Here is a 22,402-nt window from a genome sequence, read left to right on the forward strand (position 1 = left end):
GATATATCATGCTTTTACGACAGCACCTTAACATATATCCATTTTACTTGTTTGCTTACGATAGTGGAATGCATCCTATTTTTCTTATTTTACTTCGATTTTTAAACCATTGCGCTTCTATTTATTTTTATCTATGTCATTTAAAATTGTATCACCTTATAAACCTGCAGGCGACCAACCAAAAGCTATTCTAGAGCTTGTAGCACACATCAACCGTGGCGTAGCTAGCCAAGTACTGATGGGGGTTACAGGATCTGGTAAAACCTTTACGATAGCCAATACGATTCAGGCGTTAAATAGGCCTACGCTGGTGATCAGCCATAACAAAACATTAGCAGCACAGCTATATAGCGAACTTCGTTCCTTTTTTCCCAACAATTTGGTTGAATACTTTGTATCCTATTATGATTACTATCAACCAGAAGTCTATTTGCCAGCCAGTGACATTTATATAGAAAAGGAATTGGCTATTAATGATGAATTAGAGCGGTTGCGGCTTAGTACAGTCGCTGCTTTATTAAGCGACCGAAGAGATGTCATTGTGGTAGCCTCTGTTTCCTGTATTTATGGACTTGGCAAACCAGCATCCTTCAAGCAGAATAGTCATTTATTTAAAGTAGGTGCACAGCTATCGCGCAACGATCTTTTGAAGTACTTTGTGGAGATGCTCTATAGCCGAGATGACGGCGCATTTACAAGGGGCCGCTTTCGCGTAATGGGCGATACCATTGACTTATTTGTCGCTTATGGTGATTACGCCTATCGTTTTATCTTTTGGGGAGATGAGCTAGAAGCCATCCATATCATAGATCCAGCCTCTGGTAGCAAGACAAAAACGCTACAAGAGGCATTTATTTTTCCTGCCAATCTCTTTGTGATGGGTAAGGATATATTAGATAGCGCAGTAAGACAAATTCAAGAAGATCTTCATATACAGCTAAATTACTTTCATGAAATGGGTAAATTCGAAGAAGCCAAACGGCTGCAAGAAAGAACGGAACTGGACTTGGAGATGCTTCGAGAATTGGGTTATTGTACAGGTATTGAAAACTATTCCCGCTATATAGATGGCAGATCGGCTGGAGAGCGCCCCTTTTGCTTGCTAGACTATTTCCCTGAAGATTACCTAATGGTTATTGATGAAAGCCATGTTACCATTCCTCAATTCAGGGCCATGTCAGGAGGCGATAGGGCTAGAAAAATCAACTTAGTAACACATGGTTTTAGGTTGCCCTCTGCTATGGACAATCGTCCATTAAGTTTTAATGAGTTTGAACAGCTCATCAACCAAGTCATTTTTGTAAGTGCAACACCTGCAGATTATGAACTAGAAAGCGCTGATGGCATCGTTATAGAGCAGATTATACGCCCAACAGGATTACTAGATCCGCAAATAGAGGTACGTCCTACACTCCATCAGATGTATAATATTTTAGAAGAGATTCATCAAGCAGTAAAAAAAGAAGAACGGGTACTCATTACCACCCTCACCAAACGTATGGCAGAAGAATTAACCGACTATTTAATTCATGCAAACATCCGTTGCAGATATATCCATTCTGAAATCAAAACATTAGACCGTGTGACCATATTAAATGGACTACGTAGTGGTACTTTTGATGTCCTAGTAGGTGTAAACTTACTACGGGAGGGATTAGACTTACCACAGGTCTCTTTAATGGTTATTTTAGATGCAGATAAAGAAGGTTTTTTAAGAAATACCCGTTCACTGATTCAAACCATAGGTAGGGTAGCACGCCACGCACAAGGACGGGTCATTATGTATGCAGATAGAATTACCGCTTCAATGGAAGCAGCCATTGGCGAAACACAACGTAGACGCGCTTTACAAATGGCCTATAACAAACAACATAACATTACGCCTAGCCCTGTACCACAAAAACAAACTGCTATGGATGTAATGCATGAAACAGCACGTCCATTTACACAACTCTCGGATAGAAATTTCCCTACAACTGTTTCCGAAGATAGGCCACCTTATGAAGGAGAGGAAACCATAGAAGAGCAGCTTAAAATACTAGAATCCCAAATGTACCAAGCTGCAGAAGCATTGCAATTTCTAGAAGCAGATCGACTAAAAGAAGCCATAGTAAACTTAAAAAAGCAGCACAACGCCTCATAAAATCTTTAAAAATCTTTTGTTTTTTTATTTTTTTTTAGTACCATTCAATATGAACCTGTAGCAACAGACTTCCAGATGCAAGGGGAGCTAAAGTAGGCACGGTGTTTTGATATCTATTTCATTATCTGGATTTTTCTATATTCTATAGATGGAGGCTGTAGAAAAGCAGCTTACATTGTTGGTTGGCTATTTGTCCACCATTGATGTGCCATATACCATATGGTCTACTCTATAATTTTAATGATCTAACAGCCATTAATAATGGGCAATTAGTATGGCCATGCCAAATAGAATAGATGACCCATGCTGGCCTTATATGCTTCGCTTGCAAAGCATTTTCAAGCAACAGCTAAAAAAAAACAATTATGATGCACAAATTTAATAAATTTAAATCTATTACCAAAGGGTTAATGGGCCCAAACATAATTTTCCCAGCGGCTTATATTTTATTTAGTGCAAAAGCATGCCCTGGTTTTTCCAGTGATGATGCAAAATTTCACATGGAAAAAGCATATTTAGCGTCAAAAATAAATCGAACCAATCAAACCAATGCGCTAAAAGATGCAAACGCATCTAAAGACGATCTATTAGGGATTACCGCTTTATTGGGTAAAGGTACAATATTAGATCTAAGTGGTCACCTATGTGGCATCTTTGTACCATCTACAACCAAAGAGGCATTTATTGTTAAGTTGTCTTCAGAAGATGGATGGATGCATCTCCTTGAGCAGGACACGAAAGGTGACCAAAAGGAGCAAACAGATATAGCAAGTATATGTTCTATTCGCTATGATACTGTTCCAGATCCGCGTATTATAAAAATTGATGGTCCAGTACTCGAGCAGTTACTCAAGGAATCGGGTCGCTTATCTGATCAGGAGGAATTTTGGCATAAGATAACAACAGATTCCTCATGGCGAGAGATAAAATTTTGCTATAAAGAGGCTATGGATGGTATGCCTCTTTTCACAGAAGATGGCATCAAGCCTTCTACGAAGTTTACGGCAACATTAGATCAAAAACTTAGTAGGCTCAATAACTTAATCAGCAATACGCTATCGATTAAAGGCAATGTAGATGCTGATGCCCTTAAAGGGCTTAACAACATAGGATTTGTGTTGGCTAAGGATACCAAGAGTCTAACCCATTTGGTGAGGCGCATGCTAGAAAGCAATCTTGAATCGGCTACCAAAGAAATGACAGTGGATACAAGCGATTATATTATTTGTCCTGCGTTACTGAGTGGCAATCAGCTGGTATTTGATTGGAGCAAGTTAGACGATCCATTACAAAATCATTATGCAAGTTTACCGTTAGGAGATTACAAAGAGGCTTATTGTTACCTTGAAGATGGGCCATATAATCGTTTGATCAAATTAGAAAATATAGCATCTATTGTAACCAAATATACAGAACCATATCTTTCATACTATGCACCAGCAGCGTTATCCCCTCAACAAATCCCTACTGAAATGCCACCGGAAGAGCCAGTGGACAAAGATGGAGATGGGGCTGAAGAGGAACACCATTTTAATGAGCTACCATTTCCGCTTCCACCTGCTTGGATGCTAGACTCGAGTCCTGAGGATACAACAGACGAGGAGCCAGAAAAAATAGATGAATCTGGAGATACAAATGATGGGCATATAAACAACATACATAATGAGCACATTGTTCCAACTACCAATAGGCTAGAAGGAGTGCCTACGCAAGGTGGAGCCCAGCATACAACTACCAAAATACACATTTCACCTATGGGGTATACAGGCGGCACTGGACCGGTTCTACCACCACCGCCACCACCACTACCAGAATGGTCACTTACAAAGATCAATGCAAACCAAGATCGTAGCAAAAATTCAAATATAAATCCTGAAGGTAATGCTGGAACTATTTCTCCACCGCCACCACCCATGCCAAGTGCGTTACTAGATCAGATTAGACAAAGTGCAAATCGTAACAAGGAGGTTTCAGACCTAGATGATCCAAACAAACATTCAAATATAAACCCTGAAAGTAATGCTGGAACTGTTCCACCACCACCACCCATGCCAAGTGCCACTGGGTCAGTGCCGCCACCACCACCACCGCTGCCGCCTCTAACAGAGCCGGTTCCGGTCTCAGCAAGCATTTCAAAACAAGGTGGTAGTTGTAGGACTAAAGCAGATGCGCAACCAACAAATAGTGGTGGTTGTATGATGGATGAGCTACAAAAAAAATTATCTAAGAGAGCAAGCGAACAATCTGCTGAGACACCTAATTCATCCGAAGCTATTGATAAGAAGCTATTGCAAAATAAACCAGAAGAAGTAGGTTCGCGTAATGAGTTGCTGAAGGAGATTAGAGAAGGAGTAAAGCTTAAGCGTTCTCCACTAAACGACAAGCCACCTCTCGAAGAACCGCCTGCTGGTATACCTGAAATCTTAGCTCGCCGCGTTGCTATGGCAATGAGTGATAGTGAGGATAGTGAGGAAGAGAATAACGAAAATAATGAAGATGATAATGAATGGGACGACTAAGAGACTGAATAGATCATCTAAAATAGGTTCATAACCTACTTTACTGCAAAAAAACGCCCCTTGTAAACTGTGCTTTGAGCATCTTTTTACAAGGGGCTTGATTTTTTGTGCCTATGCACCACTATGGCTACCTTTTTCTAAAAAAGCAAATGGCTAACCCATTGCCAGCTCCACGTCTCCTTCGATAAAAAATGTCGATTCAACTATTTACTATCGGGCCAGACTTTTTATCGAAGGAGATAAGGGGCCCAGCCACAGACGTGAATAGATACCAAGCAAAAAGTATCACATACAATCATTATATCAACCCCTTCCGCAACCTAGCAACCGGTAGCTGCAACTGCTCTCTATACTTGGTTACAGTACGGCGTGCCAGATGATAGCCCTCTTCTGCCAATAAGGCTACCATGCGTTCGTCCGAATAGGGATTTTGCTTGTCTTCGCTGTTAATCAACTCTAAAATTCTATTTTTTACCACCTTATTGCTGATGTCTTCTCCAGTAGCTGTACGCACCCCCTCAGAAAAGAAAAATTTTAAGGGATAGACACCAAACTTAGCTTGAACAGATTTTTGGTTGACAATTCTTGAAATGGTAGAAGTATCCATACCAACCTTATCTGCTACATGTTGCAAAACCATTGGCTTTAGTCGATCTGTTTCTTCTCCTTCTACAAAGAAGGCATATTGCAATTCTACAATTGCTTCCATCGTCTTTAACAGGGTTTGGCTCCTTTGACTAAGTGCCTCCATAAACCATTTGGCATGCTCTAGTTTTTTTTTCAAAAAGGAAACCATCTCTTGGCTTGCCAGGTCTTGTTTGGGCTTGTGTTCATACGCTTCAAGCATGGTAAGATATTTTTTATTATAACGGGGCTTATGCACTGGATAATGGACCAGCTCAGCAGTAAGCCTGCCTTGATTTTCTACGATTATAAAATCTGGCATAAGGTAATCATTGGTGTCATCTATGCCATTATGATGCCGACCTGGTCTGGGATTCAAACGGGCAATATGGGCTAAGGCCTCTTTCAAAAGAGCGGTATCAGTAAGTCCTAGCTTTTTCACAATTGCATCGTAATGTTTCTTAGTAAAGGCTTCGAAACAATTACTTAACACACGCTGTGCCAACTGAATGGCCGGATCTTTCTGATCTTGTCCTTGGAGTTGTATAGATAAACATTCCTGGAGATTCCTAGCTGCAATACCAGGTGGATCTAAACGCTGAATAGCAGTTAAGATCTCCTCTACTTCTTCCAAAGAAAGTTCTAAATAGTGGAGTACATGCAGATCTTGCACCACAACTTCTAGGTCACATTGCAGGTAACCATCTTGGTCTAAACTCCCAATAAGATGTTCGCCTATGATATATCCTACTTTGCTTAAATGGAGCAAATGGAGTTGATCCTTTAATTTTTCTTGAAGCGAAACAACAGCTGGAGTCCAAAGGTCACGAGAAGTATGCCCCTCTATTTTATAGATTTTTTTATTTAAATCAGCTGGACGATCATACGAAAAATCCTGAACAAATGGTTCTGCAGCCAAAACACTTTCTTCTTGCTGTTCTACTTCTTTCCCCTCCTCTAGCAAAGGATTGGCTGTGACCTCTTTTAAGATATAGTCATTGAGTGCTACCGTAGGTACTTGTAGCAACTTAATAAATTGAATTTGTTGTCCAGATAATCTCTGCGTTAACTTTTGTTCTAATTGTAGCTTCTGCATCTGGCTATTCAGTTGGATTAAATGAAAACTATTTATAGATTAGGCATTTGCTACTTTTTTTTCGTAAAATAGCTACGCTATCGAACAGCTATAACAAATACTAATTTTTAATCTAAAAAAAGAATACATTGCATAGCAAAATTAAAGAACTTTTACAATTTGGCACAGTTGACACACCCGTGGAAATAAAAGGTTGGATCCGCACCAAGCGTATCAACAAACAGGTTGTATTTCTGACAATCAATGATGGCTCTTGTCAACAAAATATACAGGTGGTAATGGCTCCATCTGAACTACCAAAAGAACTACTCAGCCAACTGATGACAGGTGCCAGTGTGGTAGTTTCTGGCAGATTGGTTGCTTCACAAGGCAGTAAGCAGGCGGTAGAGCTATATGGCAATCACCTAACCTTACTAGGCAATGCCCCGGACTACCCATTGCAACCAAAGGCCCACTCGTTGGAGTTTCTACGCACATGTATGCATCTTCGATTTCGTACCAATACCTTTGGTGCCGTGTTTCGCATCAGGCATGCCATTAGTTATGCCATTCACCATTTTTTTCATGAACGTGGTTTCTGTTACCTCCATACGCCTATTATTACTGCAGCGGATGCAGAAGGTGCAGGGGAGTTGTTTCGTGTTACAAGCTTAGATATACCTCCTAAAAATCCCGATGGAACCATTGATTTTAGCGGGGATTTTTTTCATAAGTCTACCAACCTAACGGTTTCTGGACAGCTGGCGGCAGAAGCTGCTGCCATGGGGCTAGGAGCAGTTTATACCTTTGGACCTGCGTTTAGAGCAGAAAACTCTAATACAACCAGACATCTAGCAGAATTCTGGATGGTTGAACCAGAAGTAGCCTTTAACAACCTAGATGATAATATTGCACTTGCAGAAGCGTTGTTAAAGTTTCTATTGGACTATGTACTAAAAAAATGTCCAGAAGAGCTTGACTTTTTGCACCAACGCCTGCTTAGCCATACAAATGCGCAAGATGAAACGGGCACCATGCCACTATTGGAGCGGTTGCAATTTGTATTAGAACAGCCTTTTGCCCGCATTACCTACACAGAAGCGATTGCGCTTTTAATGGATGCCCCGCCTAACAAACAGGGCAGGTTTGTCTATCCTGTTACAGGTTGGGGTATGGATCTTCAATCAGAACATGAACGATATTTGGTAGAGCATCATTTTAAAAGACCGGTAGTAGTAACCGATTACCCAAAAGCCATCAAGGCCTTTTACATGCGCCAAAATGACGATGGCAAAACGGTAGCAGCTATGGATGTACTCTTCCCCGGTGTAGGAGAAATTATCGGAGGATCTCAAAGGGAAGAACGAATAGAATATCTGCAAGCAGCGATGCAGCATAACCAAATTGAAGACTTGAATTGGTATCTGGATACCAGACGCTTTGGGACCATACCTCATAGTGGATTTGGTTTGGGACTAGACCGATTTGTATTGTTTGTAACTGGCATGGAAAACATACGCGATGTCATTCCATTTCCACGTACACCAGGCCATGTAGCCTGTTAGCAAGAAATATATTGCACTGATTCATCTGTTTCAATCACTGATTTAACGTATCCATTCACGCCTGTGGCTGGGCCCCTTATCTCCTTCGATAAAAAGTCTGGCCCGATAGTAAATAGCTGAATCGATATATTTTCAGCGGGAAAATCGTAAACTCAGCCCGCAAGCGGGCTTCAAACAGACGATTTTCTAATCCGCTGAAAATATATCGCTCACCTGTTAGTGTTTTACTAGACCTCTTGCAAAACCTATTTCTAATGGCAATTTTGGTGTCGAAGCTTGTCTATGCTCCTCAAATACATTAAGTATTCTGCGGTACTCGACTACACTTCTCCTAAAAATTGCTCATCACAAAGTAGGTTTTGCAAGAGGTCTACTAGAGCGCCATTTTTTATCGAAGGAGACGCGGGACGGGTACTTGGTCAGCTATTTGCTTTTTCAGAAAAACGTAATCACAGTGATGAATGGATACTCACGAAAAGCTAGAAAAAACGTATTTTCTGCCACAGTGGTGAATAGATGCGATTTAACATCTGAGTAGCCAATCGGAAGGGCATCTATCTTGTATCTATTCACCCAATGGCGTCAACTTAAGGCCTCAATTTTATTGATTTACAGCTATAATAGCATATTTTTATGCTGCGTTTTTTTGTTATCATTTTATGATTTTTTAGCTAAAAACTTTCAAGTATGCTTGGGCAAACTCTGTATAAGTACTAAACTTAAAATCTGATCCATAAAATCAGATGGCTGTGATAAAGCAGCCAACAAAAAACGTGATTTTTATTTAAAAAAGCTTTCTTAATCAGCTGATTACTTAAGTTGACGCCATTTCCTGAACTCCTCCATTATATCTGGATCTTTTGTTTCTTTTACAAGCTTGTCTACTTTTTTAGAGTACTTATTGTCATCACATAGCCTAAGTAAGGCGCTAAACAACTTTATAGCTTTATGCTTTATGGCACATTCGATCCCAGCAAACCAGGTTCCACGTAATGACCTGTCATAAATTTTAGGATGGTTTGCTAACGCCTTTATAAGGTAATCTAATGCTGCTTGTTTCGTTAATAATGTTGCATTTTTTGGTAGATCTGGTAACTTGCCATTGCTATCTGTTAGTAGAAACTTTATTGTATCAGAAAGGATAGTGTTACCAGGTAGCCTGAGAGATCGGTCGCCTAAACAGCCTAAACAACTAAGACTTGTCTTTAAAATAAGGCTAACTGTGTCAGTTTTTAACCCTTCTCTAGCTGGTTCATCTCGATCCGGATAACAACACATTAATGCCATGGTTAGCATATTAATGCCAGGGTGGTTGTGATACACGAACACTGACAGATCTGCGCCAATACAATCCCACCAAAACATCCTATCTATGAGTACCTCGAGTACATTGAAAGAATGATTTATTGCTGCCCATATGAATGTTGATAGTACCGGTTTGCTTTCAAAGTCAAAGTCTAAGCCTACGCCCTCACTATATTTTGGTTTGGTTACATAACGTACTCTATCTATTCGACACTCAGTAATCTTAGACCTAAGAATAAACGTTAAAAACGGTACACTATCGATTTGTATTATATAACTGTATATGTTATTCATAAGCTTTTTAACTTTACCGTTATTAATAATAAGATCCGCAAACAGTTTATGGTTGGGGTCCATTATTGAATTTATTATGTCAATTATAAAATTGATATTATTAAATTCAGGTTCAGTATTAAGCTTTTTTAATAAGGATAAGCTTTCAGGCTGTATTAGGTCATTGTACTTTTCGACTAGATATTCTTGAACAAGTGGATCAACTAGTGTGGAGTATTGTACAGGTATACCAAGGTCCTTTAGACTATCTTTATCTTCCCATATAAGTTGTGTAATTCTTTCTAATGACGTAACAATATTTGCTTTAGTATCCGAACTTTTTTCTATTCGTATAGAAGAAAAGTATTGATCTATATGTTTCTTGCACAGCTCTAATATTTTGGCTTGTTTGGAATTATGACCAGAAACAGAACCATTGGGATGACTTTGAGTATTACGATTATCCGAATCAGATCCATCCCTATTATCCTGATTCCCAATCATATTATTAGGCTGGATTAATCCATTACAGGATGCGATAAGAAGTAAAAAAACAAAATACTTTTTCATGGTACATTTTTAATTATTTCGGAAAAACTCCCTTTCCGAACCAGGTTTCTATATTATATTAGTTTAATTTTTTGTATATGCAATATCTTTTTGTATATGCAATATCTTTACTTTGTTTTTTTATTCCATCTTACTTCCCCACCGTTTTCTGATGATCCAGCCAGATCAAATTCTAGGCTATACTGGACTGAATAATTCGGACAAAAATTTTTCACTTTATTTTCTGTATGTTTTAGTTTTAAATTTTTAACATTGATTAATCAGATGGGCAGGAAAAAAATCAGCCATTTTAGTTCGGAAGAAAAGACTAAAACAGTATTAGCTTTACTAAAAGAAAACTCCACGTTATCCGAGTTATCGTCCAAATATGGTGTTACTAGTAAAACTATTCAAAACTGGAAACATCAGTTTTTAGAAAATGCTTCAGTAGTTTTTGATCCGTCAAAATTTGTTGGAGTTTATAAGCATGAAATAGAGACTCTTAAGCATCAAAATCACGAGCTTGCTAAAGCGTTAGGTAAGACTACAGTTGAGCGAGATTGGGCGGTGGGAAAGCTAAAGAGCTTGGATTTACTAAGTAAGAAAAGTCTTGTTGGATCCAAGCTTGTCAATTTACCCAAGGCAAGACAATGTGCATTATTATCAATAAATCGTTCTTTGATATATTACAAATCCAGGAAAACAAATAATTGTAATACAGATATTTTAAACAAAATAGATTCAGTTTATAGGGAACACCCGGAATATGGTTATCGATATATCTACAATCAATTGCAAGAAGAAGGCTTTGATATAGGTAGAGATCGCGTGCTTAAGTATATGGGTATGCTGGGTATATCAGCTATTTATCCCCGTAAAAAGCCATCGATTTCTTGTAAAGACAATCAGCATAAAGTATATAGTTATTTGTTGGATAAGTATTGGTCTAACTCTGGCAAAACAAAACACGTTCATGTACCTACATCGAATCAGGTTTGGAGCGGGGATATTACCTATATTCGAACTGCAAGTGGTTTTATGTACCTTTCAGCTATTATAGACTGGCATAGTAAAGCCATACTAAGTTATAAAGTATCCAATACTATGGACACAACGCTTGTAACAGATACATTGCAAGCAGCACTTATATCTTAACCATTTAAAAATGGTATCTATTCACGTATGTGGTTGGGGCTCCTTATCTCCTTCGATAAAAAGTCTGGCCCGATAGTAAATAGCTGAATCGATATATTTTTCAGCCCCCACCCACGGCTGTGGGTTATACCTAAGCAAGAAACTTATTTATGGCGTTATGATATTTCTAAAAGTTTTGTACTATATTTTTCATTCAGGAGTGCTTTTGCAGTTATGATCGATTGTTTCCCTGGTGCTTAAAGTGCCCGTTTTTCAGCATGGTTTTGGATAGGAGCGGTTGAACCAATGGTGGTACTATAACCCCGATTAGAAGAATGTATTTATTTAGCTGTTCCAAGCTGAAGCACTTCTGTTTGTTATAATAAAATTATATAAATAGCATACTGTCATGCAAAAAGGAAAAAAAAGAGAATCATTGCACATTATTCATCCTAACGCAGCAGGTATTGATATAGGTTCGGAAATACATTATGTATGTGTACCTGAAGGCAGGTGTGAACAAAGAGTTCAAAAATTTAAGTGCTTTACAGAAGATCTCCATAATTTAGCAAAATGGTTGCAAGCCTGTGAAGTGACCACAGTAGCTATGGAATCAACCGGAGTTTACTGGATTCCGTTATTCCAAATATTAGATTCTTATGGTTTTAGTGTTCTATTAGTGAATGCAAAACATGTAAAAAATGTTCCTGGTAGGAAGTCAGATGTACAAGATTGTCAGTGGTTACAACAATTACATAGCTATGGTCTACTCCAAGGCTCTTTTAGGCCAGATGATGAGATCTGTGTCTTACGTAGCTACATTAGACAAAGAGAAAGTCTGGTCAAAACAGCAGCTATTCATATTAATCGTATGCAAAAAGCACTGTCTCAAATGAATCTTCAATTACACAAAGTAATAAGAGATATTACGGGTGTGACAGGTATTCGGATTATCGAATCGATACTGTCAGGCGAGCGCAACGCTGCTAAATTGGCTTCATTAAAAGACTGTAGAATTAAAAGCGATGAGGCTACGATTGCAAAAGCCCTGACAGGAGACTATAGAGCAGAGCATCTATTTTCTCTAAGGCAGGAGCATAGGCTATACCTTATATATCAGGAAGCAATAGCAGAATGTGATAAAGCTATTGCAGATTATTATAAACAATTTGAGACAAAATCTGATTCAGGCCCACCTTGTATTAAAAGCAAAGCTACTTCTACAAAAAACAAGCCGCAGTTTGGTCTGCATGAAGAATTATATCGCGTAACAGGCGTTGATTTTACGACAATTCCTGGCCTTAGCACTTTAACAGTACAAACTATTGTTTCAGAAGTTGGCATGAACCCGCATAAATGGCCAACAGACAAACATTTTTCTTCATGGCTAGGTTTAAGTCCTTCCAATAGAATAACAGGAGAAAAAGTAATAAGTACAAGAACACGTAAAGTAATTAATCGTGCTGCAAATGCCTTTAGAATGGCAGCACAAGCAGCATTAAATAGTAAAAGTGCCCTTGGGGCATATGGTAGAAGAATGAAAACCCGATTAGGAGCCCCTAAAGCGATTACTGCTACGGCAAGAAAAATAGCGAGTACTTTTTATAACATGCTAAAATTTGGGAAAGGCTATGTCGATAAAGGAATAGAACATTATGAAAAAAAATACAAAGAAAGGACCCTAAAATATTTAATCACAAAAGCAAAAGAATTGGGCTATGTAATGGTAAGCCAAACGGAAACATGTACTTGAAGTTTCTTAGAAGCGGGAAAATCGTAAACTCAGCCCGCTTCGCGGGCTTCAAACAGACGATTTTCTAATCCACTAAAAATATATCGCTCACCTGTTAGTGTTTTACTAGACCTCTTGCAAAACCTATTTCTAATGGCAATTTTGGTGTCGAAGCTTGTCTATGCTCCTCAAATACATTAAGTATTCTGCGGTGCTCGACTACACTTCTCCTAAAAATTGCTCATCACAAAGTAGGTTTTGCAAGAGGTCTACTAGAGCGCCATTTTTTATCGAAGGAGACGCGGGGCTGATAATGATAAGAAAAGCTATTGTGGCCGCCGATAAAGGAATGCGGCGCTTCAGTAAAGCGGAAGTCTTTAAACAATCTACTGTTCAGCGGATTAGAAAAACAGTATCTGTTCAACACTATAGCCATAGTGATAAAATGCCCCTGTAAAAAGTTTCGAAATAGAAGCCACCCCTTGCAGATGATTGGGAAAAACAGCTTCCTTTGAAGCCCGCACAGCGGGCGATTTCTGTTTTTCCATCTGTAAGGGGTGGCTTCCGGAACTTTTTACCGAGGGCTTGATTTTTTGCCCACTTTTTTATCAAGGAAAAAGTGGAATAAAATGCATTATTAACCAGTGACGTGAATAGATACTAAAAATGGTAGGCTAGAAAATGGGAAAAAATAGAAAATAAAATGAAGGAAAAGGTGTCCTAAAAAAACAGTCCAGTATATATTTTCCCTTTGGCAGATTTCATACGCTTTGCCAATAAATCTATAGCCGCTTCCTAACTCCCCCATCCAGCTCGATCCAAGCTACGATACTGAATAGCTTCTGCCAAATGTATTTCTGATATATGTTCACTGCCTGCTAAATCAGCAATGGTCCTGGATACCTTTAAGATTCTCTCATAAGCCCTTGCTGAAAGACCCAGCTTTTCCATAGCTGCTTGCAATAGCTTTTGTCCAGCTTTTGAAATAGGACAAAATACTTTGGTCATGGAAGCGGACATCCGTGCATTGGTATAGAGCTGTTCATGGTTTTGAAATCGTTGTTCCTGTATTTTCCTTGCCTTCACTACCCGTTCTCGAATCAGATGGCTTGCTTCATTCTTTTGCGAAGCAGTTAATTCTTCAAAACATATGGGGATCACTTCTACATGTAAATCAATCCTATCCAATAATGGACCACTAACCTTATTGAGGTAGCGCTGCACATGAACTGTACTACACAGACATTCTTTGTCAGGATGGTTGTAATAACCACAAGGACAAGGATTCATACTCGCAATCAGCATAAAGTTAGCTGGAAACTCAATAGAAAATTTAGCTCTTGAAATCACCACTTTGCCATCTTCCAAAGGTTGACGCATCACCTCCAATACACTCCGCTTAAACTCTGGCAACTCATCCAAAAAAAGCACACCATGATGGGCCAAAGAAATCTCACCCGGCTGTGGAAAGGTCCCCCCTCCTACCAAGGCTACATCACTAATCGTATGGTGAGGAGATCGAAAAGGCCTTGTGGATAATAGTCCATGTCTACTATCCATACGGCCAATAACAGAATAAATCTTAGTAGTTTCTAGGGTCTCAGCCAGGGTAAAAGGCGGTAAAATAGAGGGCAATCGCTTGGCCAACATGGTTTTACCTGCACCAGGAGGCCCAATCATAATCACATTATGACCACCAGCTGCAGCAATTTCCAAGGCCCTTTTGATATTGTTTTGCCCCTGTACATCTGCAAAATCTACTGCATATGCATCTGATTGCGCTTCAAACAGCTTGCGTGTATCTACCTCTATAGGACAAATGGTACGCGTCCCAGACAAAAATGCAATTGCTTCTGTAATATGGTTAACGGCAATAACCTCTATTTTGCGTACAATACCCCCCTCTGGTCCATTCTTTTCTGGAACAATCATACCTTTAAATGCATGCTTATGGGCTTCAATAGCAATAGGCAATACCCCTTTTACTGGCCTAAGGGTACCATCTAAAGCCAATTCGCCCATAATGACATAACTAGACAAGCGGGATAAGTTATATTGTTCTGAGGCATGTAAAATAGATAAGGCAATGGGTAGGTCGTAAGCAGCACCCTCCTTACGAATATCTGCTGGAGCCAGGTTTACAATGACACGTTGTCTGGGCATTGTACACTTAATCTGTTTTAAAACAGATTCTATTCGATGTTGACTCTCTTTAATCGCACTATCTGGAAGCCCTACCATAAATAGACTGGTCCCACTCACAATGCTTACCTCTATGGATATCATAAACGCATTTACACCATATACCGCACTGCTGAAAGACCTGGTAATCATCTTCTTATAAGGATTTTATAAAAAAAATTATTGCACAACAATAAGGTAATAATTTTTCTTACCTTTCTGCACCAATAGGTACCGATTATGTAACAAAGCAAAATCTGGTTGTTGATATGGATCAGTGATAAGCAGCTTATTGATCCTGATACCAGCTGAGGCAATCATACGTCTTGCCTCTGATTTAGAAGACAGAATCTGATTTTCTGTAGCCGCCGATAATAAAGAAACCACCGAGTCTACGCCACTTAAAGCAGTTCTTGTGATCTGCACCTTAGGTATAGTAGCACAGACGTTTAAGAGATCCGCTTCACTGAGTGCATAGAGTGCATCTACTGAGTCGGTATGACCAAAAAGAATATTGCTGCACACTATAGCTTGCCTACAAGCTGTTTCTGAATGGACCATGGTGGCTACCATCTTAGCCAATGTTTGTTGCAAGAGCCTTGTTTCTGGCTTGGCTTGGTGGGCTGCAATCAATGCTTCTACCTCCTCCTGTGTACAACAAGAAAATATTTTAATCAACTTTTCTGCTTCATGATCTCCACTATTCAACAAAAATTGATATAGCTCATAAGGGGAAGTTTGCGCTGGATCTAACCATATATTGCGACCAGCAGCTGTTTTGCCAAACTTGGTTCCATCTGCACGGGTAAGTAAGGGAGCAGTTATCGCAAAGGCCTGGTGTTGCGCTTTTTTACGAATCAATTCGACCCCTGTCGTTAAATTACCCCATTGATCAGAGCCGCCCATTTGCAGGGTTACATTTTTATGAAGATGGAGATAATAGAAATCATATCCTTGTAGCAATTGATAGGCAAACTCAGCATAAGAGATACCTGTCTCTATACGCTGTTTTACACTATCCTTAGCCATCATATAGCCAATAGAGATGTGCTTACCAACCTCACGCAAAAAACCCAAGAAAGAGACATCTTTAAACCAATCCAAATTATTTAATATAACAGCCTTATTTGGACCAGTAGAGAAGTCTAAAAATTTTTCTAATTGTTTGGCAATACAAGCCTCATTGTAACGCAATACTTCTTCTGTTAAAAAGCGTCGTTCTTGGCTACGCCCAGAGGGATCTCCAATCATGCCTGTAGCGCCACCCACAAGCGCAATGGGTTTATGACCTGCTTCTTGGAAATATTTTAACAACATAATGGTTACCAAATTGCCAAGGTGTAAAGAGGGAGCAGAAGGATCAAAACCAACATATCCGGTCGCCATGCCGCTGCTGAGATGTTCGGCTGTACCGGGAACCATATCATGGATCATACCACGCCACTGTAAGCTGGCAATAAAATTTTTCATAGAATCAAAAGATAAAAACATTTCAAGATAGGGAATATGATAAAGATTGACAATAAAACAATCCGCCTATTCAATGGATAGGGGTGGTTGGAAAGCCTATTGTTATTTTGTATAAACTTAAAAATAATTAAGTTACTAGCATATGAGTTTTTAACAGCACAACATGGCACTATTATGGTTTGTAATTATTTTATAGGGATGCAGATCCGTTTTGTTATAACCTCTTTGTTGTATACCTATTTTTATGCTGGATCGTGTAAAAACGAAGCAGCCGCTAAGAGGCCTGATCTTATAATTGAAACAGAGCAGCAAGCACAACAATCTACCCGCAACGGCAATGCAATAGAAAGAGCGCAAAGAGCGCAAACAAGCGATGTTATACCTGACAATATTGAAAAGTCAAAACAGTATGGTCTACAAGCGGCAGCAAACCCAAACCATCCAGATGAAGACTTGAAAGCATATTTGGAACCAAGAGATCAAATAGATACTCCACCAAGCTTTAGCCTACAAGACAACCTTACCATACAAGCAGGAACGAAGCAGTCTATAGCACTAGCAGCAATGGGTAAGACAGAAGGATATAGTATTAAGTCTATTTCAATAGCAAAAAATGGAAGGTACTATACAAGCAAATTCGGTGTAGGTATACTTACAAGCACGCCAATCCCCCCTTCTGGTTTACCCATTACCTTAACAGCTGATCCAGCTTTAACAGCTGGCCATTATGAATTAAAAATTAGAATAGGCAAAACAGGAAAAGGAAGCAGACAAACAGAACAATGGGCAAAATCCACTATTCATATTATTACAGATGAAGTAAAAAATGACAAACAAGAGGCATCCTGCAGTACAAACCAAACAATAGAACCACTTAGTAATGAGACCATAAATAATTGTCTAAACCAAGACGAAACCGATGGTTCTGAAAAGATACAAACGCATCAGGCTCACAAGGATACCACACCCACGCAACTAAATTTTACCTTAAAAGATATTACCATACAAGTGGGAACTGAGCAGCCTATAACGCCACCAACAGGAAGAAAACGCAAGAAAACAGTAAAGCAACAGTCAGACAAAAAAACAAGCCCTAGTGCAAAAACTATTAACAAGGCTCCCCAAAGTCTATAGAAACTATGCTATCAGCGAACGTTTAATGGCGTCAACTTAAGGAATTTGTCTTATTTTTTTACTCAGCACTGTGGTTGAAAACGCATTTTTTTTAGTTTTTCAAGGAACTTCATTACACGCCTGTGGCTGGGCCCCTTATCTCCTTCGATAAAAAGTCTGGTCCGATAGTAAATAGCTAAATCGATCTCTTTTCCAGCGGGAAAATCGTGAACTCAGCCCGCAAGCGGGCTTCACACAGACGATTTTCTAATCCGCTGAAAAAGATATCGCTCAGGTGTTAATGTTTTACTAGAGCGCCATTTTTTTTATCGAAGGAGACGCGGGGCTGGTAATGATAAGAAAAGCTATTGTGGCCGCCGATAAAGGAATGCGGCGCTTCAGTAAAGCGGAAGTCTTTAAACAATCTATTGTTCAGCGGATTAGAAAAACAGCCTGTTTGCAGCCCACGGGTGAGTAGGCCAAGGCATTTCAGCCTTAGCCTCTCGCAGAACGGTGCATGAGCCTCTCGACTCACACCGCTCCCACTTAAGCAAACATATCTACCATCCCAATCTCCCAGTGAGCAAACAGCTTTGGTTGAATTTTGCTAATATTTTTCATAAAACTTACAACTTTTCTTTTACTAGACTGAAGAGTTTTAAACTTCTTTCTTGCCCATGCTATTAAGCTAGTATTAAAGTGGCGGAATACTGGCGCTAAAGCCCACTTATTATATTTTCCATAATAGGCTATCCAGCCTCGTAGTACTGGATTATATAGCTTTGCTATATCTTGAAGCTTTATTGCTGCTTTATTCCTAATGCCACTTTTGCGTGTCTCAAGTCGCATTGATTTTATTGCAGTATTGCTTACACCAGGAGTAAAGTTCATAAATAATTTATTAGATTTACTGTTCTTGCTTACTCTTCTACGAAAGCAGTAACCTAAGAACTCAAAACTTGTATTTGCATGATTATCTTTCCGATTAGCATCTTTACAATACACAATTTTCGTCTTTTCTGGATGTAATGCCAACTTGCATGATGCAAATCTCTGCGTTAAGGCTGTTAGCATTTGTTTTGCCTCCAGCTCATTCCGGCAGTGAATAAGTCCATCATCTGCGTAACGGCACCATAGAGCCATAGGATGATTTCTACTTATCCAAGCATCAAATACATAATGAAGAAATAAGTTACTCAAAATTGGACTGATTACTCCTCCTTGTGGTGTGCCTTTAGTTCTTGCTACTAAAGTCCCGTCGGGCATTTGCATAGGAGCTTTTAGCCATCTTTCTATATACAATATTACCCATTTGTTATCTGTATGCTTTCTAACCGCCTTCATGATAAGTTCATGATCAATATTGTCAAACAGACCCTTGATATCAAATTCTAGTACAAAGTTATATTTCCAGCATCTAGTACGAGTTATACCAACCGCATCAAGTGCTGATTTCTTTGGTCTATACCCATACGAGTCCTGATAAAAATGAGGTTCCACTTCTGGTTCAAATACTAGCTTGACTACCATTTGAGCAATTCTATCGCTTACTGTTGGAACCCCTAGTATTCTTTGGCCACCATCTTTCTTTAATATAGAAACAGCTTTTACTGCTGGTGGATAGTAACTTCCAGAGGAGAATCTATTCCATATTTTATATAAATTGTTCTTTAAATTCTTATCAAAGTCTGAGAGTGTTTGTCTATCAATCCCACTAGCGCCAGCATGTGCTTTAACTAGTTTATAAGCTTGTAGCACTAAGTGCTTGTTAATAGTAAATGGTTTTGTCTTTTCCAAAATTTCATCCTCTTACGAGTTGTATAGTGTTAATGACTGCTTAAGCTCAATCCCTTTGCTCCATTTCCATTACAGAAACTTCTTCACTACTACGGATTGATCCGCCCCAGTGCCTTGCATCGGTACGCTAGTCCTTATAGTGTTTGCTATTTGGGCATCTCCCTTATCATCAAGACGACTGGTTCTCGTAGTTCCTCATATAAGCCAGAATTAGAATCATGCTCTCTCCATGCCGGATATCGCCTATACAGTAGTCAGGTAACTTATAGACTTATCATGGAATCCACTACAATTCCACTTTTGATATCATGTATAACTTTCTCGACACGTCAACAAGAGTTCAGTTTTATTCATCTTTCTAATCCATACCTGCTGAATTTACTTCCAGCTTTTCCTTATGCGCTCACGACCATCACTCTTAATGACAGCCGCCTAAGGCGGTTTGAGACCTGCTCCTGAAAACCGATCTCGAAGGGCCTGCCTTCATCTTATATGAAGCTTTTATTATCACTTTTTTTTTTTCATGATAATATCTTTCTACGACACACTAGTGGGCAAGTTCTGTTTTTCCCGCTGAAAAACAGATTGTTTCATTGCTTTTACTGCGCGCCAAATCTTTTATCGGTGGCCATAAGTGCTGCGTATACCAATACTCCATGTAAAAAATGCTGTTCTATTTAATAGTCAATAATATTTATCTCTTAAGCCTGCGCCATTGAGCGAACGTTGTTGCCTATGCAGGCAGCTTCGATATGTTGTTGCCCATGCGGGCAGCTTCGGTATTGGGCAAAGATAGATGGTAAAAAACCAGGTGATCGGCATAGATAACCAATCACCTGATTTTTCAATAGATAGCTATTTGAGCAGCATGTTACATCATGCCACCCATTCCGCCACCCATTTGAGGCATAGGAGCAGCTTTTTCCTCCTCAGGATCATCTGCTACTACACAAGCTGTAGTTAACAAAAGAGAAGCAATAGAAGCTGCATTCTCTAATGCAAGTCTGGTTACTTTAGTTGGATCAATGATACCAGCTGCATACAGATCTTCAAATACATCTGTACGGGCGTTGTATCCAAAAGAGGCTTTTCCTTCTTTAACACGCTGTACCACTACAGAGGCTTCACCACCTGCATTGGCTACAATGGTTCTTAAAGGTGACTCTAATGCAAGCTTTAAGATTTTGACACCAGTCCGTTCGTCTTCATTTTCCACATCTATGCTATCCAACACCCCAGATGTAGCAGCCCGTAACAAAGCAACACCTCCACCTGGTACAATACCCTCTTGCACCGCCGCTCTTGTGGCATGCAACGCATCATCTACACGGTCTTTTTTCTCCTTCATTTCTACTTCTGTAGCCGCACCAATATACAGAATGGCTACCCCACCAGATAGCTTGGCCAAACGTTCTTGTAACTTTTCTTTATCGTACTCAGAAGTAGTATGGGCTATTTGTGCTTTAACTTGAGCCACGCGCGCTTCGATATCTTTCTTAGCTCCACCACCATTTACAATAACCGTATTATCCTTATCCATGTTGACTTTTTCTGCCGTACCCAAAGATTGTAAAGTAGCGGTTTCAAGCTTACAACCTTTTTCTTCAGAAATTACAGTACCTCCTGTCAGCACAGCAATATCCTCCAACATGGCTTTTCTTCTATCGCCAAATCCAGGTGCCTTTACAGCAGCTACCCGCAATACACCCCGAATCTTATTCACAACAAGTGTAGCCAACGCCTCACCATCTACATCTTCAGCAATGATCACCAATGGCCTGCCACTTTGAGAAACAGCCTCTAGAATAGGGAGCAGATCCTTCATCACAGAAATCTTTTTATCACAAATCAGGATATAAGGATTGGATAGCTCTACCTCCATTTTTTCTGTATTGGTAGCAAAATAAGGAGACAAATAGCCTCGATCAAACTCCATGCCCTCTACTACCTTTACTTCTGTTTCAGTACCTTTAGCCTCTTCAACTGTAATCACACCATCTTTACCCACCTTGTCCATAGCGTCTGCAATCATCTTACCGATTTTGCTATCGCTATTAGCAGAGATAGTAGCTACCTGCTCTATTTCCTTGGAATTATGAATCTTTTGAGAGGTTTCTTGTAACTTGTGCACCACTGCTGCCACGCCTTTGTCTATTCCACGTTTGATATCCATAGGATTGGCACCAGCAGCCACATTTTTGATACCATGTGTAAAAATAGATTGTGCCAAGAGTGTAGCAGTAGTCGTACCATCCCCAGCACTATCTGCTGTTTTAGAAGCCACTTCTTTCACCAACTGGGCACCCATGTTTTCTACAGGATCCTTTAGGCTAATTTCTTTTGCGACAGATACCCCATCCTTGGTGACACTAGGCGCACCAAACTTTTTGTCTAAAATGACATTTCTACCTTTAGGACCTAGCGTAACCTTTACAGCGTTGGCCATGGTATCAATACCTCGCTTCAACTTTTCTCGTGCTTCTGCATCAAAAATTATATTCTTTGCCATAGTACATTATTTTAAGGTTATAAAGATCTGATTCACTGCTGCTATACTATTTAAGCAATAGCATATATATCGGATTCTTTCATAATCAGGTAGAGCTTACCATCTATATGCAACTCCGTACCACTATATTTCCCATAAAGCACCTTATCCCCTACTTTAACGGTTATAGGTTCGTCTTTCTTTCCTGGGCCTACTGCAATCACTTCTCCTTTTTGAGGTTTTTCCTTAGCGCTGTCAGGAATAATAATCCCACCTACTGTCTTTTCTTCAGCTGCTGCAGGTTCTACTAGAACCCTATCAGCTAATGGCTTTATATGAACTTTGCTCATAGCTTATATATTATAGTAATGGTTGATGGTATAAATCTACATTAAAACATGCGCCACAAAACAACTTAGTCGCACAGACTTTAA

The 22,402-nt window shown here is 39.5% G+C and carries 14 protein-coding genes; 6 read left to right on the forward strand and 8 right to left on the reverse strand.

Annotated features, from left to right (window positions below; all coding sequences use genetic code 11):
* Positions 1–133: 133 nt before the first annotated feature.
* Together uvrB and AAHM81_RS00565 are read left to right on the forward strand one after the other, a co-directional pair.
* Positions 134–2,143 carry an excinuclease ABC subunit UvrB gene (gene uvrB / locus AAHM81_RS00560; protein ID WP_342265432.1) on the forward strand — a complete coding sequence of 670 codons (2,010 nt, stop codon included), beginning with the start codon at positions 134–136 and terminating at the stop codon, positions 2,141–2,143.
* A 365-nt stretch (positions 2,144–2,508) separates the two neighbouring features.
* Positions 2,509–4,662: a WH2 domain-containing protein gene (locus AAHM81_RS00565; protein ID WP_342265433.1), complete on the forward strand. Its 2,154-nt coding sequence runs from the start codon at positions 2,509–2,511 to the stop codon at positions 4,660–4,662.
* Between the two features lie 298 nt (positions 4,663–4,960).
* Here AAHM81_RS00565 and rpoN read toward each other — a convergent pair whose 3' ends face one another.
* A complete protein-coding gene (gene rpoN, locus AAHM81_RS00570) occupies positions 4,961–6,382 on the reverse strand; it encodes an RNA polymerase factor sigma-54 (RefSeq protein ID WP_342265434.1) in 1,422 nt (473 codons plus the stop codon).
* Between the two features lie 128 nt (positions 6,383–6,510).
* Between rpoN and asnS the strand changes: the two genes are divergently transcribed.
* Positions 6,511–7,926 (forward strand): asparagine--tRNA ligase, encoded by a 1,416-nt coding sequence (asnS, locus tag AAHM81_RS00575; RefSeq protein ID WP_425286264.1) that lies wholly within the window; start codon positions 6,511–6,513, stop codon positions 7,924–7,926.
* An 810-nt stretch (positions 7,927–8,736) separates the two neighbouring features.
* Here the strand turns inward: asnS and AAHM81_RS00580 are convergent.
* Positions 8,737–10,074 (reverse strand): hypothetical protein, encoded by a 1,338-nt coding sequence (locus tag AAHM81_RS00580; protein WP_342265436.1) that lies wholly within the window; start codon positions 10,072–10,074, stop codon positions 8,737–8,739.
* 264 nt (positions 10,075–10,338) lie between these two features.
* Between AAHM81_RS00580 and AAHM81_RS00585 the strand changes: the two genes are divergently transcribed.
* Both AAHM81_RS00585 and AAHM81_RS00590 read left to right on the forward strand, forming a co-directional pair.
* The gene (locus AAHM81_RS00585; protein ID WP_342265437.1) at positions 10,339–11,208 is read left to right on the forward strand and encodes an IS3 family transposase; all 870 of its coding nucleotides are present in this window, start codon (positions 10,339–10,341) and stop codon (positions 11,206–11,208) included.
* A gap of 388 nt (positions 11,209–11,596) precedes the next feature.
* The gene (locus tag AAHM81_RS00590; protein WP_342265438.1) at positions 11,597–12,940 is read left to right on the forward strand and encodes an IS110 family transposase; all 1,344 of its coding nucleotides are present in this window, start codon (positions 11,597–11,599) and stop codon (positions 12,938–12,940) included.
* Between the two features lie 380 nt (positions 12,941–13,320).
* Here the strand turns inward: AAHM81_RS00590 and AAHM81_RS00595 are convergent, their stop codons facing one another.
* The 3 genes from AAHM81_RS00595 to tyrS form a co-directional block, all read right to left on the reverse strand.
* Positions 13,321–13,467, reverse strand: a complete 147-nt coding sequence (locus AAHM81_RS00595) for a hypothetical protein (RefSeq protein ID WP_342265439.1) — start codon at positions 13,465–13,467, stop codon at positions 13,321–13,323.
* A gap of 247 nt (positions 13,468–13,714) precedes the next feature.
* The gene (locus AAHM81_RS00600) at positions 13,715–15,253 is read right to left on the reverse strand and encodes a YifB family Mg chelatase-like AAA ATPase (protein WP_342265440.1); all 1,539 of its coding nucleotides are present in this window, start codon (positions 15,251–15,253) and stop codon (positions 13,715–13,717) included.
* A gap of 27 nt (positions 15,254–15,280) precedes the next feature.
* The gene (gene tyrS, locus AAHM81_RS00605) at positions 15,281–16,570 is read right to left on the reverse strand and encodes a tyrosine--tRNA ligase (RefSeq protein WP_342265764.1); all 1,290 of its coding nucleotides are present in this window, start codon (positions 16,568–16,570) and stop codon (positions 15,281–15,283) included.
* 198 nt (positions 16,571–16,768) lie between these two features.
* Here tyrS and AAHM81_RS00610 point away from each other — a divergent pair, with 198 nt between their 5' ends.
* On the forward strand, positions 16,769–17,704 hold the full coding sequence (locus tag AAHM81_RS00610; protein WP_342265441.1) for a hypothetical protein: 936 nt from the start codon (positions 16,769–16,771) through the stop codon (positions 17,702–17,704).
* Between the two features lie 525 nt (positions 17,705–18,229).
* On the opposite strand, the gene ltrA is transcribed toward AAHM81_RS00610, so the two are convergent.
* The 3 genes from ltrA to AAHM81_RS00625 all read right to left on the reverse strand — a co-directional run bounded on the left by ltrA (position 18,230) and on the right by AAHM81_RS00625 (position 22,318).
* A complete protein-coding gene (ltrA, locus tag AAHM81_RS00615) occupies positions 18,230–19,480 on the reverse strand; it encodes a group II intron reverse transcriptase/maturase (protein ID WP_342265442.1) in 1,251 nt (416 codons plus the stop codon).
* Positions 19,481–20,351: 871 nt separating this feature from the next.
* Entirely contained in the window at positions 20,352–21,989 is a 1,638-nt protein-coding gene (groL, locus tag AAHM81_RS00620) for a chaperonin GroEL (protein WP_342265443.1), read from the reverse strand.
* Positions 21,990–22,039: 50 nt separating this feature from the next.
* Complete coding sequence (locus AAHM81_RS00625) at positions 22,040–22,318, reverse strand: co-chaperone GroES (RefSeq protein ID WP_144086650.1); 279 nt, start codon at positions 22,316–22,318, stop codon at positions 22,040–22,042.
* Positions 22,319–22,402 lie beyond the last annotated feature (84 nt).

This window comes from Cardinium endosymbiont of Philonthus spinipes (assembly GCF_964030745.1).
GTDB lineage: Bacteria > Bacteroidota > Bacteroidia > Cytophagales > Amoebophilaceae > Cardinium.

What these genes read in the sequence shown, in the direction of transcription:
- uvrB (WP_342265432.1), top strand. Translation starts at nt 134, where the DNA reads ATGTCATTTAAAATTGTATCACCTTATAAACCTGCAGGCGACCAACCA.
- AAHM81_RS00565 (WP_342265433.1), top strand. Translation starts at nt 2,509, where the DNA reads ATGATGCACAAATTTAATAAATTTAAATCTATTACCAAAGGGTTAATG.
- rpoN (WP_342265434.1), bottom strand. Translation starts at nt 6,382, where the DNA reads ATGCAGAAGCTACAATTAGAACAAAAGTTAACGCAGAGATTATCTGGA.
- AAHM81_RS00580 (WP_342265436.1), bottom strand. Translation starts at nt 10,074, where the DNA reads ATGAAAAAGTATTTTGTTTTTTTACTTCTTATCGCATCCTGTAATGGA.
- AAHM81_RS00585 (WP_342265437.1), top strand. Translation starts at nt 10,339, where the DNA reads ATGGGCAGGAAAAAAATCAGCCATTTTAGTTCGGAAGAAAAGACTAAA.
- AAHM81_RS00590 (WP_342265438.1), top strand. Translation starts at nt 11,597, where the DNA reads ATGCAAAAAGGAAAAAAAAGAGAATCATTGCACATTATTCATCCTAAC.
- AAHM81_RS00595 (WP_342265439.1), bottom strand. Translation starts at nt 13,467, where the DNA reads ATGGAAAAACAGAAATCGCCCGCTGTGCGGGCTTCAAAGGAAGCTGTT.
- AAHM81_RS00600 (WP_342265440.1), bottom strand. Translation starts at nt 15,253, where the DNA reads ATGATTACCAGGTCTTTCAGCAGTGCGGTATATGGTGTAAATGCGTTT.
- tyrS (WP_342265764.1), bottom strand. Translation starts at nt 16,570, where the DNA reads ATGAAAAATTTTATTGCCAGCTTACAGTGGCGTGGTATGATCCATGAT.
- AAHM81_RS00610 (WP_342265441.1), top strand. Translation starts at nt 16,769, where the DNA reads ATGCAGATCCGTTTTGTTATAACCTCTTTGTTGTATACCTATTTTTAT.
- groL (WP_342265443.1), bottom strand. Translation starts at nt 21,989, where the DNA reads ATGGCAAAGAATATAATTTTTGATGCAGAAGCACGAGAAAAGTTGAAG.
- AAHM81_RS00625 (WP_144086650.1), bottom strand. Translation starts at nt 22,318, where the DNA reads ATGAGCAAAGTTCATATAAAGCCATTAGCTGATAGGGTTCTAGTAGAA.